Here is a 13430-nt window from a genome sequence, read left to right on the forward strand (position 1 = left end):
GAGGCCTGCCCCGGCAGGCCGTCGGTGAACAGCGCGGGAAGGCTCCTAGGAGCCCTGGAGGAGCTGCCTGTGGGACGGGATCTGGTTGTGGACCGGCGCGCCCGCGCTGCTCCCGGCGCCCTTCACCTTGTTGATGACGTTGCTGTAGTCACCGACCGCCGAGGTGTCGCCGTGGCGCAGCTTGGCGGGCAGGCCCTTCAGGTCGTTGATGGCCGAGTTGATCGGGGCGAGCGCCTTGGACAGCAGGGGGTCGCCCTTGGCGTTGCGCACGGCGGCCCGCAGCCGGTTGTAGGTGAAGGCGCCCGCGAGGGCCGCCTTGACGAAGGTGCCCCTGCGGTGGGGGGCGCCCTTCTTGAACTTGCCCTGCTTGTACGGTTTCACGATCCACTCGTAGGTGGCCCCGGCCGCGAGCGCCGCGTTCGCCACGAACCGCGTCTTGGCGAAGTGCTGCCTCTGCGCGGGTGTGGTGGGGCGGGGCGTGGCCGCCGCCACGGCGACCGTCGGACTGTGTTGCGGAGTGCTCTGGGCACCCGCCCACCCGGTGGAACCGGCGAGCAGGGCGCAGCAGAGCGTCAGCGCCAGAGCGAGGCGCCGTATCGGTACGGGCACGGTGTCCTCCCGGAACATGTTGCTGCGGTGCTTAGGGGGTCCGTGTGATCCCGGGTGGCCGCGCCGAAACAGTGCACCGGAGGTACCCTCCGGGTCACTCCCCGTGTGCGGACCGGGTTTCCCGCGTGATTCCGGGGCAGACGCAGAGCATGTCCCCTCGATATCGCACGGGTCCCAACTCCGCCGGTACGGTCATCGCGGTGGTCGCCGACGTCATGGCCGTCATCCTCGGACTGTGGATACTGATGTACCTGCTGGACGCCAACCGGGCCAACGAACTGGTCCGGTTCGTGCACGGCGCGGCCGACTGGCTGGCCGGCTGGTCCCGGGACCTCTTCACCTTCGACAGGCCCTGGGCCCGCGTGATCGCCGGCTACGGACTGGCCGCCGTGGTCTACCTCTTCGTCGGCCACGCCGTCGCCAACCGGATGCACCGGCACTGACGACGGCGGACCGGGCCGACGGACTTGACGACGGCGGACCGGGCCGAGCCGGCACGCAGGCAGGACCGCGTCAGCCGCAGCAGTCCGTCTCCAGGCCGCGCGGCAGGCGGTCGCCCGCCGCGAAGACCGTGCAGGTGGCCTCGTGGCCGCCGAGCGCGGCCACGGCGAGGAGGAGGGAGCCGGCGGTCCACGTGGTCAGTTCGCGGGGCCACACGGCCTCGTCCTCGAAGACGTAGCCCGTCCAGTACAGGCCGGTGTCCGCGTCGCGCAGGTGCTGGATGGACTGGAGCACGGACAGGGCGTGGTCGGACTCGCCCACCGCCCAGAGCGTCAGGGCGAGTTCGGCCGATTCCCCGCCCGTCACCCACGGGTTGGGGACGACGCAGCGCACCCCGAGTCCGGGCACCACGAAGCGGTCCCAGCCCGCCGCGATGCGCGCCTTGGCCTCCGTGCCGGTCAACGCGCCGCCCAGTACCGGGTAGTACCAGTCCATGGAGTAGCGGTCCTTGTCGAGGAACCGCTCCGGGTGCGCGCGGATCGCGTGGCGGAGCGCGCCGACCGCCAACTCCCAGTCGGGTTGGGGTTCTTCACGCTGCTCGGCGATGGCCAGCGCGCAGCACAGCGCGTGGTGGACCGAGGAGCACCCGGTCAGCAGCGCGTCCGCGGTGTCCGTGCCGTCGTCCTCCCGCTTCCAGCCGATCTGCCCCCCGGGCTGCTGGAGGCGCAGCACGAACTCGATCGCGGCGTACACGACGGGCCACATGCGGTCCAGGAAGGTGTCGTCGCCGGTCGAGAGGTAGTGGTGCCAGACCCCTACGGCCGTGTAGGCGACGAAGTTGGTCTCCCGGCGGCGGTCGGTGACGTCGTCGTGCGCACCGTCCGCGTAGGCCGCGTACCAGGAGCCGTCGTCGAGCTGGTGGCGGGCGAGCCAGGCATAGGCGCGCTCGGCGGCCTCGTGCTCGCCGGCCGCGTCCAGGGCCATCGCCGCTTCGACGTGGTCCCACGGGTCGAGGTGGTGCCCGCGGAACCAGGGGATCGCCCCGTCCGGCCGCTGGGCGGCGAGTATGCCGCGTACGGTCGCGGCGGCCTGCCCGGCGGTGAGGACCCCGGGCAGGACGAGGTGTTCTGTCCGGGGAGTCGTCACGTGGCGGCCGCCTCGGCGCGGCCGGCCGTGGCGGGCAGGTGCGGCTTGGTCGCGTACGCCACGAAGCTCTTGCCGATGAGCGGGTTCAGCGCCTGCTCTGCCATCCGGGTGGCCAGCGGCTTCTTCATGATGTCCCAGACCAGCAGCTTGTGGTAGGCGCGCACCGGCAGGACCTGGTCGTTGTCGACGCCGAAGGCGCACTTCAGCCACCAGTACGGCGAGTGCAGCGCGTGCGCGTGGTGGGTGCCGTAGGGCTTGAGGCCCGCCTCGCGCATTCTGGCGAGGAGTTCGTGGGCCCGGTAGATGCGGATGTGGCCGCCCTCCACCTCGTGGTAGGCGTCGGACAGGGCCCAGCAGACCTTCTCGGGGCCGTAGCGCGGCACGGTGACCGCGATCCGCCCGCCGGGCCGGAGCACCCGGACCATCTCGGCGAGGACGCCCTTGTCGTCGGGGATGTGCTCCATCACCTCGGAGATGATGACGACGTCGAAGGAATCGTCGGGGAAGGGCAGCGCCAGCGCGTCGCCCTCCATGGCGGTCGCGGTCGCCCCTTCCGGCGCCTCCCCGGCCTCCTTCATCGCCGCGAACCACTTGGCGACCTCGCGGATCTCCTCGCCGTTGCGGTCCAGCGCCACGACCCGGGCCCCGCGCCGGTAGCACTCGAACGCGTGCCGGCCGGCGCCGCAGCCGAGGTCCAGCACGCGGTCGCCCGGGGCGAGCGGGAACCGGGAGAAGTCGACGGTCAGCACGTGGCCCTGCTTTCGCGGTTGAGTTCGGCGTCGGTCGTGGTGGGGCCGGTCCCCGCGGGGGCGGCGGCCGCTGCGGGGCTGTCCGCGCGGGAGCGGGCGAGGGCCTCGCGGTACCGGGCCACGGTCCCCTCGGCGGCGCGGGCCCAGGTGAAGTGCCGCAGGACCCGCTCGCGCCCGGCCCGGCCCAGCCGGAGACGCAGCTCCGGGTCTCCCAGCAGCCGGCCGAGCGCCACGGCCAGCGCCCCGGCGTCGCCCGGCGGCACCGCGAGGCACGTCTCGCCGTCGCGTCCCGCGACCTCGGGGACGGCGCCCCCGGTCGTGGCGACCAGCGGGGTGCCCGTGGCCATGGCCTCGGCGGCCGGCAGGGAGAAGCCCTCGTACAGCGACGGCACGCAGGCGACCTCGGCGGAGCGGACCAGGTCGACCAGTTCGGCGTCCGAGATGCCCTTGACGAACTCGACGGCGTCTTCGAGGCCGTGGCGTGCGACGGCCTGCGCGACCGGGCCCCGCTCGGGCCGTTTGCCGACGACGACGAGGTGTGCGGCGGGGTGTTCGGTGCGCGCCTTCGCCAGCGCCTCGATGAGGAACACCAGCCCCTTGAGGGGCACGTCCGCGCTGGAGGTGGTCACGATCCGGCCGGGCACCTGCCGCACGGCCGGATCGGGTGAGAACAGGTCGGTGTCGGCGCCGATGTGCACGACGTGGACGCGGTCCTGGCGTACCCCGAGGTGGTCGACGATCTCCTGGCGGGAGGTGCCGGAGACGGTGAGCACGGAGGGCAGCCTGCGTGCGACGCGCTTCTGCATGCGGGTGAAGGCGTACCAGCGCCGCAGGGACCAGCGCCGCTGCCATCCCTCGGCGGCGTCCAGCTCCAACCGCCGGTCCACGGTGATGGGGTGGTGGATGGTGGTGACCAGAGGCGCGCCGATGTTCCCCAACAGCCCGTATCCCAGGGTCTGGTTGTCGTGGACGATGTCGAACTCCCCGCGCCGGGTGCGCAGATGGCGGCGGGCGCGCAACGAGAAGGTCAGCGGCTCGGGGAAGCCGCCGGTCCACATGGTGGCGACCTCCAGCGCGTCGATCCAGTCGCGGTACTCGTCGCGCGCGGGGGTGCGGAAGGGGTCCGGCTGCCGGTAGAGGTCCAGGCTCGGCAGTTCGGTCAGCCGCAGCCGGCCGTCGTGGCCGTCGCCCGCGATGTCGGCGAGCGTGTCGAGGACGGGGTACGGCTGGGCGGCGATCACCTCGACCCGGTGGCCGAGGCGGGCCAGTTCGCGCGAGAGGTGGCGTACGTAGACGCCCTGGCCGCCGCAGAACGGGTTTCCCTTGTAGGTGAGGAGCGCTATGCCGAGCGGTCGCTCGCCGTCCGCGGCCAGGTCCGCCGGGGACCCCGCCTGACTGGGCTCAGCGGTCACTCCGGGCCCCCTTCTGGCTGCACTGTCCCGCGACATTACGCCGGGACGCTAATCTAGAACAAGTTTCAGACTTGATCGTTCAGGAGGTTCCGAATCTACCGGCAGGTAGCCACGCGGTGAGCAGCGGATCGGGTGATTCGCGCCACGGCCCGCGCCATGCCCGCGGTCCGGCCCCCTGCCCCCACCGACCGTCACGGAACGGGACCCATGCCTGCGCGAGCCAGCACCTCCCGGCCGGCCTCACCGCCCCTCACCGAGCGGCAGGAGGCCCGCCGCCGACGCATCCTGCGCGCGAGCGCCCAACTGGCCGCCCGGGGCGGCTTCGACGCCGTGCAGATGCGGGAGGTCGCGGAGTCCTCGCAGGTGGCGCTGGGCACGCTGTACCGGTACTTCCCGTCCAAGGTGCACCTGCTGGTCGCCACGATGCAGGACCAGTTGGAGCGGCTGCACGGCACGCTGCGCAAGAAGCCGCCGGCCGGGGAGAGCGCCGGTGAGCGGGTGGCGGAGACCCTGATGCGCGCCTTCGGCGCCCTCCAGCGCGATCCCCACCTCGCGGACGCGATGGTCCGCGCGCTGACCTTCGCGGACCGCAGCGTGAGCCCGGAGGTCGACCAGGTCTCCCGGCAGACCACGGCGATCATCCTGGACGCCATGGGACTTCGGGAGCCCACCGCCGAGCAGCTCTCGGCGATCCGCGTGATCGAGCACACCTGGCTGTCGGCCCTGATCACCTGGCTCTCGGGCCGCGCCTCCCTCGCCCAGGCGAAGACCGACATAGAGACGGCGTGCCGGCTGATCGACCTGACCACGCCTGACGCGGGGCATGAATAGAACCTACGAGACGGGTTCCCTTCGCCGGTATTGCCCGGATCAGGTAATGGGGGTCGCCTTCGGGTCCGACTGCTACCTTCCGGCCTCTCAGCCCGACCGTCGACGTCGGCCCCAGCGGATGCCGTAGCGTCTCGCCAAAGTCGGCTACTCCGGTCGAACTCCCTCACTCGCCTCGTAGGCCATCTCCAGGATAAATCCGTACGCACCGGATGCAACCCCCCAATTCGAAGATTTTTCAGGTTCCTCGTGGGCCGGGCGGAGACCGGTTTCGGCCACCCCTCGGGGCCTTTTCGGTCGGCCGGTAGAGTGACCGGGTCGTCATCACACCCGTTCGGGGGGAAGCCGGTGGAAATCCGGCGCTGACCCGCAGCCGTGAACCGCCCGCGAGGGCGGCGAGCCGGAATGCCCCGGGCGGAATGTGACCGGCTCATGTGCTCGGCGGATCCGCCGGCGCATCGCACCGTCGAGGTATACGGAGCCGAGCCGCCGGGGTGTCCCGTGCTGTCCGGCTCCCCACAGGGAGAGGCACCCGCCGATCATGAACTTCCGCCGCAGCGCCGCGGCCCTGGCCGCCGCCGTCGTGATCGGCAGCGCGGCCCCCGCCGTCGCTGACACGTCCGCCGCCCCGTCCTCGCCGGCCCTTCCGGCAGGGCTCTACGGCACGACCGACCCCCAGTACGACGGCGTGTGGCGGCAGTCCCTCGCGCTGCTCGCACAGCACACCGTGGGCGTGCGGCCCGCCGCCAAGGGCGTGGACTGGCTGGCCGGACAGCAGTGCGCCGACGGCTCCTTCGCGGCCTACCGCGCCGAGCCGGGCAAGGCCTGCGACGCCAAGGTGATGGTCGACACCAACAGCACCGCCGCCGCCGTGCAGGCCCTCGCCGCGCTCGGCGGCCACGACACGGCGGCCGGCAAGGCGGTGTCCTGGCTGAAGTCCGTGCAGAACAAGGACGGCGGCTGGGGATACATGCCCGGCGGGTCCAGCGACGCCAACTCGACCTCGGTCGTGATCGGCGCGCTCGCCGCGGCCGGACAGAAGCCGGAGAGCGTCGTCAAGGACGGCAAGTCCCCCTACGACGCCCTGCTCGCCTTCGCCCTGCCGTGCTCGGGTGACGGAGCCGGCGCCTTCGCCTTCCAGCCGAACAAGAAGGGCAAGCTCGACGCCAACGCCGACGCCACGGCGGCCGCCGTCGTCGCCGCGCTCGGGCAGGGCCTGGCCCCCGAGGCCGGCGGCAAGGGCAAGGACGCGGGCGGCGCGGCCCGTTGCGAGGACTCCGGCAAGCCCAGCCCCGACCGGGCCGCGGCCAACGGCGCCTCGTACCTCGCGCAGGCCGTCGCCAAGGACGGTCACCTCACCTCCTCCTTCCCCGGCGCCACCGATCAGCCCGACTTCGGCAACACCGCCGACACGGTCGTCGCCTTCGCCGTGCAGGGCGGTTCCGCGCAGGCGCAGAAGCCGCTGAAGTGGCTGGAGAAGAACTCCGAGGCGTGGGCGAAGCAGAGCGGTCCCGCCGCCTACGCCCAGCTGGTCTTCGCGGCCCGCGCGGCCGGCACCGACCCGCGTGACTTCGGCGGTGTCGACCTGATCCAGCGGCTCAACGCCACCGGACCGGCTCCCCAGGCCGCCGAGGGCAAGGACGCCACGGACTCCGCGAAGAGCGGCTCCCCCTTCGGCCTCTGGTGGACCATCGGCGTCTTCGCCGTCGCGGGCGTCGGCATCGGGTTCCTGCTGAGCGGCCGGAAGAAGAAGGGGCAGTTGTGACCCGCCGGCTCCGGGCGCTGTGCGCACCGCTGCTCGCCGCCGCGCTCCTGCTGGTGGCCGGCGCCGGCCAGGCCCAGGCCACCGGCTACCGGTACTGGTCCTTCTGGGACCGCGACGGCGGGAAGTGGGTGTACGCCACCGAGGGCCCGTCGACGGCGCGTCCCTCCGACGGTGACGTGCAGGGCCTGCGCTTCGCGGTGAGCGAGGACTCCCAGGACGCGAGCAAGCCGCGCGGGACGGCCGACTTCGCGGCCATCTGCGCGAAGACGCCCGCCGAGAAGGGCAGCAAGCGGGTGGCACTCGTCCTCGACTTCGGCGTCCAGGCGGACGCCCCGGCGGGCGAGACCCCGCCGGCGCCGCGCACGGAGTGCGCCCGGGTGCCGTCCGACGCGACCACCGCCGAGGCCCTGGCGGCCGTCGCGAAACCGCTGCGGTACGACACCAACGCCCTGCTGTGCGCCATCGCCGGCTACCCGCGGAAGGGCTGCGGCGAGCAGGTGGCGGCCGGCAAGACGGAGCAGCCTGCCAAGGACGAGCCGCACGCGGGCCCCTCGGTGGGCCTCCTCGCGGGCGGTGCCGTGGTGGTCGTACTGGCCGCGGCAGGCATCTGGCAGGCGCGGCGGCGCAGGGATGCGTGACGCCGTGCGGAGCCGCGGACGGGCGGGCCGCGCCGGCGGCGCACCCGCCCGCGGCTCCGCCGGTGTCCACGCGGGCGCCTGGTGGCTGTGGGCCCTGGCCCTGGGCACCGCGGCCACCCGCACCACCAATCCCCTGCTGCTCGGCCTGCTGCTGGCGGTCTCCGGCTACGTCGTCGTGAGCTGCCGCCCCGACACGCCCTCCGCGCGGTCCTACACCGCCTTCGTCAGGCTCGCCCTCGCCGTCCTCGTCATCCGCCTGGTCTTCGCCGTCGTGCTCGGCTCGCCCATCCCCGGCTCGCACGTGCTCGTCTCCCTGCCCGAAGTCCCGCTGCCGCACTGGGCGCAGGGCATCCGCCTGGGCGGCCGGGTCACGGCCGAGGCGGTCGTCTTCGCCCTGTACGACGGGCTGAAGCTGGCCACGCTGCTGGTGTGCGTCGGCGCGGCGAACGCCCTCGCCGCGCCCGCCCGGCTGCTCAAGTCCCTGCCCGGCGCCCTGTACGAGACCGGGGTCGCCGTCGTCGTCGCGCTCACCTTCGCCCCGCACCTGGTCGCCGACGGCCGGCGCCTGCGGGCCGCGCGCCGGCTGCGGGGCCGTCCCGACCGGGGCGTCCGCGGCCTGGTGCAGGTCGGACTGCCGGTCCTTGAGGGCGCGTTGGAGCGTTCCGTCGCGCTCGCCGCCGCGATGGACGCCCGCGGCTACGGCCGTGCGGCCGAGGTCGCGCCCGCGGTCCGCCGCACCACCGCCGTGCTCACGCTCGGCGGTCTGCTCGGCGTCTGCGCCGGGACGTACGGGCTGCTCACCGCCGAGGGCGGCACCTACGGACTGCCGGTGCTGCTCACCGGGGTCGCCGCCGCCCTGGCCGGACTGTGGCTCGGCGGGCGCCGCTCCCCGCGCACCCGCTACCGCCCGGACTCCTGGAACGCGCGCTCCTGCCTGGTCGCCGGGTCGGGCGCGCTGGTCGCGGCCCTGCTGGCGCTCGCCGCCGCCCGCGACCCCCAGGCCCTGCACCCGGGCGTGGTCCCGCTCGTCGCGCCCACTCTTCCCCTGTGGCCCGCCGCCGCCGTACTCCTCGGTCTGGCCCCCGCGTTCGCCGCACCCGCGAGTCCCGCCCCCAAGGAGCCGTCGTGATCCGCTTCGAGGATGTCTCCGTCACCTACGACGGGGCGGTGGAACCCACCGTCCGCGGCGTCGACTTCGAGGTGCCCGAGGGTGAACTCGTCCTCCTCGTCGGCCCGTCGGGCGTCGGGAAGTCCACCGTGCTGGGCGCGGTCAGCGGACTGGTGCCGCACTTCACCGGCGGCACCCTGCGCGGCCGGGTCACCGTGGCCGGCCGGGACACCCGCACCCACAAGCCGCGCGAACTCGCCGACGTCGTCGGCACCGTCGGGCAGGACCCGCTGTCGCACTTCGTCACGGACACCGTGGAGGACGAACTCGCCTACGGCATGGAGTCGCTGGGCCTGGCCCCGGACGTGATGCGGCGGCGCGTGGAGGAGACCCTGGACCTGCTGGGCCTGGCCGGCCTGCGCGACCGCGCCATCGCCACCCTGTCCGGCGGCCAGCAGCAGCGGGTCGCGATCGGCTCGGTCCTCACCCCGCACCCGAAGGTCCTCGTCCTGGACGAGCCGACCTCGGCGCTCGACCCGGCCGCCGCCGAGGAGGTCCTCGCCGTCCTCCAGCGGCTCGTGCACGACCTCGGCACGACGGTCCTCATGGCCGAGCACCGCCTGGAGCGGGTCGTCCAGTACGCCGACCAGGTCGTCCTGCTGCCCGCCCCGGGCGCCGCCCCGCTGCTCGGGCCCCCCGCGGACGTCATGGCCGTCTCCCCGGTGTATCCGCCGGTGGTGGACCTGGGCCGCCTCGCGGGCTGGTCCCCGCTGCCGCTCACCGTCCGCGACGCCCGCCGCCGGGCCACGGACCTGCGGCAGCGGCTGGACGGCCGGGAGCCCGCACGCCCCGGGACGGCACCGGATACGAGCCTCCCGGCCCCCGCGCCCCGTTCGGAGCCCCGTCCGGCGCCCCGGTGGCGGCTGCGCCGCGCCCCCGCCGCCGAGCCCGTCCCGGCGGGCGCGCCCGTGGCCGAGGTCCACTCCCTCGGCGTCCGGCGCGCGGGTGTCCAGGCCCTGCGGAACGTCGACCTGTCCTTCGCACCCGGCGAGACCGTCGCCCTCATGGGCCGCAACGGCGCCGGGAAGTCCACGCTGCTCGGCTCGCTCGTCGGCCTGGTCCAGCCGTCCGCCGGGCGGGTCCGGGTCGGCGGCGCCGTCCCGCACCGCACCACGCCCCGCGAACTGGTGCGCCGGGTCGGGCTCGTCCCGCAGGAGCCGCGCGACCTGCTGTACGCCGACACGGTCGCCGCCGAGTGCGCGGCCGCCGACCAGGACGCGCAGGCCGCGCCCGGCACCTGCCGCGACCTGGTCCGCGAGCTGCTGCCCGGCGTCGGCGACGACACCCACCCCCGCGACCTGTCGGAGGGCCAGCGCCTCGCGCTCGCGCTCGCCGTCGTGCTCGCCGCCCGCCCGCCCCTGCTGCTGCTCGACGAGCCGACCCGCGGCCTCGACTACGGCGCCAAGACCCGTCTGGTCGCCCTGCTGCGCGCGCTCGCCGCCGAGGGACACGCCATCGTGCTCGCCACGCACGACGTCGAACTGGCCGCCGAACTCGCCCACCGGGTCGTGCTGCTCGCCGAGGGCGAGGTGATCGCCGACGGTCCGACGGCCGAAGTGGTGGTGTCCTCACCCTCCTTCGCCCCGCAGGTCACCAAGATCCTCGCCCCGCAGCGGTGGCTCACCGCCACCCAGGTCCGCGAGGCGCTGGCATGACGGCCCGCCCCGCCGACGCGAAGACCCGTCCCGCCGAGGAGAAGGTACGCCCGGCCGGCGCGAAGCCCCGTCCCCGGGTGCGGCCCGTCCGTCTCGGCCCCCGGTCCCTCGCCGCGCTCGCCCTGGTCAGCGCGGTCGGTGTGGCCGCGTTCGGCTGGCCGTTCCTCGCCCCGCCCGCCTCACAGCTCAGCGCGCACGCGCAGGACGCGCCCTGGCTGTTCGCGGGTCTGCTCGTGCTGCTCGTCGCCGTCGTCACCGCGACGATCTCGGAGTCCGGCCTCGGCCCGAAGGCCGTCGCCATGCTCGGCGTGCTGGCCGCGACCGGGGCCGCGCTGCGCCCGATCGGCGCCGGGACGGCCGGAATCGAGCCCATGTTCTTCCTCATGGTGCTGAGCGGGCGGGTGCTCGGGCCGGGCTTCGGGTTCGTCCTCGGCTCGGTGACGATGTTCGCCTCCGCGCTGCTCACCGGCGGGGTGGGCCCGTGGATGCCGTTCCAGATGCTCGCCATGGGCTGGTTCACCATGGGCGCGGGGCTGCTGCCGGGCCCGGACCGGCTGCGCGGACGCGCGGAACTGCTGCTGCTCGCGCTCTACGGCTTTCTGGCCGCCTTCGCCTACGGCACCGTCATGAACCTCGCGGGCTGGCCCTTCATGGGCACCCTCGCCTCCTCCATCGCCTTCGACCCGCACGCGGACATCGCCGCCAACCTGGCCCGGTTCGTGGCGTACTGCCTGGCCACCTCGCTCGGCTGGGACCTGGGCCGGGCCTCGGTCACCGTGGTCCTGACCCTCGTACTCGGCCACGCCGTCCTGCGGGCGCTGCGCCGGGCCACCCGCCGGGCCGCCTTCGAGGCCCCGGTCACCTTCGACGCACCCTCGCCGTGACACGCCCGGCGGGACCGCCCGCATGAGCTGGGTCGCCCACGAGTCCGGGCCGTTGCCCGCCCGGTCTGGCACATACGCGCGTTCACGGCCCTGACCTGCGCGTTGAGAGCTCGCTCACACCCATACGGAGCACCGTAAAAGCGGCGGAAACCAGCAAAAGGGGGTGTTTGCGGGCGGAGTTCCCGCCTGCTTTTCTGTACGGCGTCGCCAGGCTCCGCCCCGCCCGCACCGGGCGGGCTGAGCCGAGGGCACGCCCCGCCCCACACTCCGTGGTGCGCGGCAGCCCGCGATTCCCTGTCCCCGACGTGAGAGGTGATCCATGACCGTCTCCGCCCTCCGCGCCACCGCCACCCCGACGAAGGCCCTCACCACCACCGCCGTGGCCGCCGCCACCGCCGCCGCCCTGGCCCTCACCTCGGCCCCCGCCCACGCGGCCCCGCGGCACTCCGCCGCCTACGCCAAGGCGGCCGCGCGCCAGATGATCCCGGATGCCGCGCAGTTCCACGCGTTCAGCAAGATCGTCCAGCGGGAGAGCGGCTGGAACCCGCGCGCCACCAACGCCGCCTCCGGTGCCTACGGCCTGGTTCAGGCGCTGCCCGCGTCCAAGATGTCCTCGGCGGGCGCCGACTGGCGGACCAACCCCAAGACGCAGATCAAGTGGGGCCTGAAGTACATGAAGTCCCGCTACGGCAGCCCGGCCGGCGCCTGGAAGTTCTGGCGGGCCCACGGCTGGTACTGAGCCGGCCCCGAGCCGTCTCACGGCACCCATGGAGGGGGCGGCCCCCGATCCCCCGGGCCGCCGCCTCCGCCGTGTCCGGCCGCAACCTCCCCCTCCGTTCTGCTTTCCTGACCCCATGACGACGGACCCGCCCCCGGACGCCCCCGAGGCACGCGGGCTGCGCCTGGTGGCGGTGCTCCTGGGGCTGACCGTGGTCAGCGGACTGATCGACGCGGTCAGCTACCTCGGGCTCGGGCACGTCTTCACCGCCAACATGACCGGCAACGTGGTCGTGCTCGGCTTCGCCGCCGCCGGGGCACCGGGCTTCTCCGTGCCGCACACCGCCACCTCTCTGGTGTGCTTCCTGGTGGGCGCCGCGGTCGGCGGCCGGGTCGCCGTGCGCTACGGCACCGGCTCGCGCCGCACCTGGGCCAGGGTGACCCTCGCCGCCGAGGCCGTACTGGTCGCGGCGTCGGCCGTGGTGGCCTTCACGGCGCCGGGCACGGAGGCCATGGTGTACTCCGTCATCGCCCTGACCGCCTTCGCGATGGGCCTGCGCAACGCGACGGTCATCAAGCTGAACGTGCCCGACCTGACGACCACCGTCCTGACCAGGACCCTGACGGGTCTCGCCGCCGACTCCAAGGCCGGCGGCGGCACGGGCCGCCGCTCCCCGCGCCGCACGGCCTCCGTGATCGCGATGCTGGCCGGCGCCGTCCTCGGCGCCTGGCTCGTCGTCCACCACGACCTGGGCATCCCCCTGCTGATCGCGGCGGCCATGGCGGGCATCCTGGCCGCGGTGACGTCGGGACGCGAATGACGCCCCGCCTCCGGTGGGAGGGGCCGTACTCACAAGGCACTTGATGTGCCAGGATGCCGCCCATGGTGAACGTGCACCGTCATCTGGCCGATGACGAGGAACTGATACATGCGACCCGCCAGCACTGGACGCAGATGGTGGGCGAGTTCGTCGTGCTCGTCCTCGTCTGGGCCGTGGCGGGCGCGCTGGCGTGGGTGATTCCGTCCGACAAGGACTGGGGCACCGTCGTCCGTTACGTGGTGCTGGGCGTGGCGGTGGTCATCTCCGTCTGGTTCTGGCTGCGGCCGCTGCTGATCTGGCGCAGCACCGTCTACATCGTCACGACGAAGCGGGTCTCCGTGCGCACCGGCTTCCTGACGAAGACCGGGCACAGCATCCCGCTGGCCCGCGTCAACGACGTCGAGTTCCGCGCCACGCTGTGGGAGCGCATCCTGCGCGAAGGGACGCTGACCGTCCAGTCGGCCTCGGAGCACGGGATGCTGGAACTGAAGCACGTCTCGGACCCGGAGGGCCTCCAGGGCCTGATCTACGAGGCCGTGGAGAACGAGCAGCGCAGCCACCAGTGGAACGGGCAGGTACCGCCGGTCGCCGGCTGAC

Annotated in this window: 14 protein-coding genes and 1 riboswitch; of the genes, 10 read left to right on the forward strand and 4 right to left on the reverse strand. The window is 73.8% G+C overall.

Translation table 11 applies throughout. From position 1 onward, the window contains the following. Positions 1–45 precede the first annotated feature (45 nt). The gene (locus OIE49_RS11800) at positions 46–609 is read right to left on the reverse strand and encodes a hypothetical protein (RefSeq protein WP_326802272.1); all 564 of its coding nucleotides are present in this window, start codon (positions 607–609) and stop codon (positions 46–48) included. Between the two features lie 149 nt (positions 610–758). Here OIE49_RS11800 and OIE49_RS11805 point away from each other — a divergent pair, with 149 nt between their 5' ends. Further along, complete coding sequence (locus tag OIE49_RS11805; protein ID WP_100567044.1) at positions 759–1052, forward strand: hypothetical protein; 294 nt, start codon at positions 759–761, stop codon at positions 1050–1052. Between the two features lie 70 nt (positions 1053–1122). Here the strand turns inward: OIE49_RS11805 and OIE49_RS11810 are convergent, their stop codons facing one another. The 3 genes from OIE49_RS11810 to OIE49_RS11820 are packed head-to-tail and all read right to left on the reverse strand — an operon-like array spanning position 1123 to position 4357. Continuing rightward, the gene (locus OIE49_RS11810) at positions 1123–2196 is read right to left on the reverse strand and encodes a prenyltransferase/squalene oxidase repeat-containing protein (protein WP_326802273.1); all 1074 of its coding nucleotides are present in this window, start codon (positions 2194–2196) and stop codon (positions 1123–1125) included. Beyond that, on the reverse strand, positions 2193–2945 hold the full coding sequence (locus OIE49_RS11815; RefSeq protein WP_326802274.1) for a class I SAM-dependent methyltransferase: 753 nt from the start codon (positions 2943–2945) through the stop codon (positions 2193–2195). The genes OIE49_RS11810 and OIE49_RS11815 overlap by 4 nt, the downstream gene beginning before the upstream one ends. After that, positions 2939–4357, reverse strand: coding sequence for a glycosyltransferase family 4 protein (locus OIE49_RS11820; protein ID WP_326802275.1), 1419 nt, complete (start codon positions 4355–4357; stop codon positions 2939–2941). Before OIE49_RS11820 ends, OIE49_RS11815 begins: the two co-directional genes overlap by 7 nt. Positions 4358–4564: 207 nt before the next feature. Between OIE49_RS11820 and OIE49_RS11825 the strand changes: the two genes are divergently transcribed. The 9 genes from OIE49_RS11825 to OIE49_RS11865 all read left to right on the forward strand — a co-directional run bounded on the left by OIE49_RS11825 (position 4565) and on the right by OIE49_RS11865 (position 13429). Then, complete coding sequence (locus OIE49_RS11825; RefSeq protein WP_100567040.1) at positions 4565–5188, forward strand: TetR family transcriptional regulator; 624 nt, start codon at positions 4565–4567, stop codon at positions 5186–5188. A 335-nt stretch (positions 5189–5523) separates the two neighbouring features. Next, positions 5524–5596, forward strand: a riboswitch (cobalamin riboswitch). Positions 5597–5726: 130 nt separating this feature from the next. After that, positions 5727–6950, forward strand: coding sequence for a prenyltransferase/squalene oxidase repeat-containing protein (locus tag OIE49_RS11830; protein WP_326802276.1), 1224 nt, complete (start codon positions 5727–5729; stop codon positions 6948–6950). Beyond that, the gene (locus OIE49_RS11835) at positions 6947–7588 is read left to right on the forward strand and encodes an SCO2322 family protein (RefSeq protein WP_326802277.1); all 642 of its coding nucleotides are present in this window, start codon (positions 6947–6949) and stop codon (positions 7586–7588) included. The genes OIE49_RS11830 and OIE49_RS11835 overlap by 4 nt, the downstream gene beginning before the upstream one ends. Then, positions 7581–8717 (forward strand): CbiQ family ECF transporter T component, encoded by a 1137-nt coding sequence (locus OIE49_RS11840; protein ID WP_326802278.1) that lies wholly within the window; start codon positions 7581–7583, stop codon positions 8715–8717. The genes OIE49_RS11835 and OIE49_RS11840 overlap by 8 nt, the downstream gene beginning before the upstream one ends. After that, positions 8714–10411: an ABC transporter ATP-binding protein gene (locus OIE49_RS11845; protein WP_326802279.1), complete on the forward strand. Its 1698-nt coding sequence runs from the start codon at positions 8714–8716 to the stop codon at positions 10409–10411. Before OIE49_RS11840 ends, OIE49_RS11845 begins: the two co-directional genes overlap by 4 nt. Continuing rightward, complete coding sequence (locus OIE49_RS11850) at positions 10408–11295, forward strand: ECF transporter S component (RefSeq protein ID WP_326802280.1); 888 nt, start codon at positions 10408–10410, stop codon at positions 11293–11295. Before OIE49_RS11845 ends, OIE49_RS11850 begins: the two co-directional genes overlap by 4 nt. 319 nt (positions 11296–11614) lie before the next feature. After that, the gene (locus tag OIE49_RS11855) at positions 11615–12034 is read left to right on the forward strand and encodes a transglycosylase SLT domain-containing protein (RefSeq protein ID WP_326802281.1); all 420 of its coding nucleotides are present in this window, start codon (positions 11615–11617) and stop codon (positions 12032–12034) included. A 115-nt stretch (positions 12035–12149) separates the two neighbouring features. Then, on the forward strand, positions 12150–12833 hold the full coding sequence (locus OIE49_RS11860) for a YoaK family protein (protein ID WP_326802282.1): 684 nt from the start codon (positions 12150–12152) through the stop codon (positions 12831–12833). A 62-nt stretch (positions 12834–12895) separates the two neighbouring features. Continuing rightward, positions 12896–13429 (forward strand): PH domain-containing protein, encoded by a 534-nt coding sequence (locus OIE49_RS11865; RefSeq protein WP_326802283.1) that lies wholly within the window; start codon positions 12896–12898, stop codon positions 13427–13429. Position 13430 lies beyond the last annotated feature (1 nt).

The organism is Streptomyces sp. NBC_01788 (assembly GCF_035917575.1).
GTDB lineage: Bacteria > Actinomycetota > Actinomycetes > Streptomycetales > Streptomycetaceae > Streptomyces.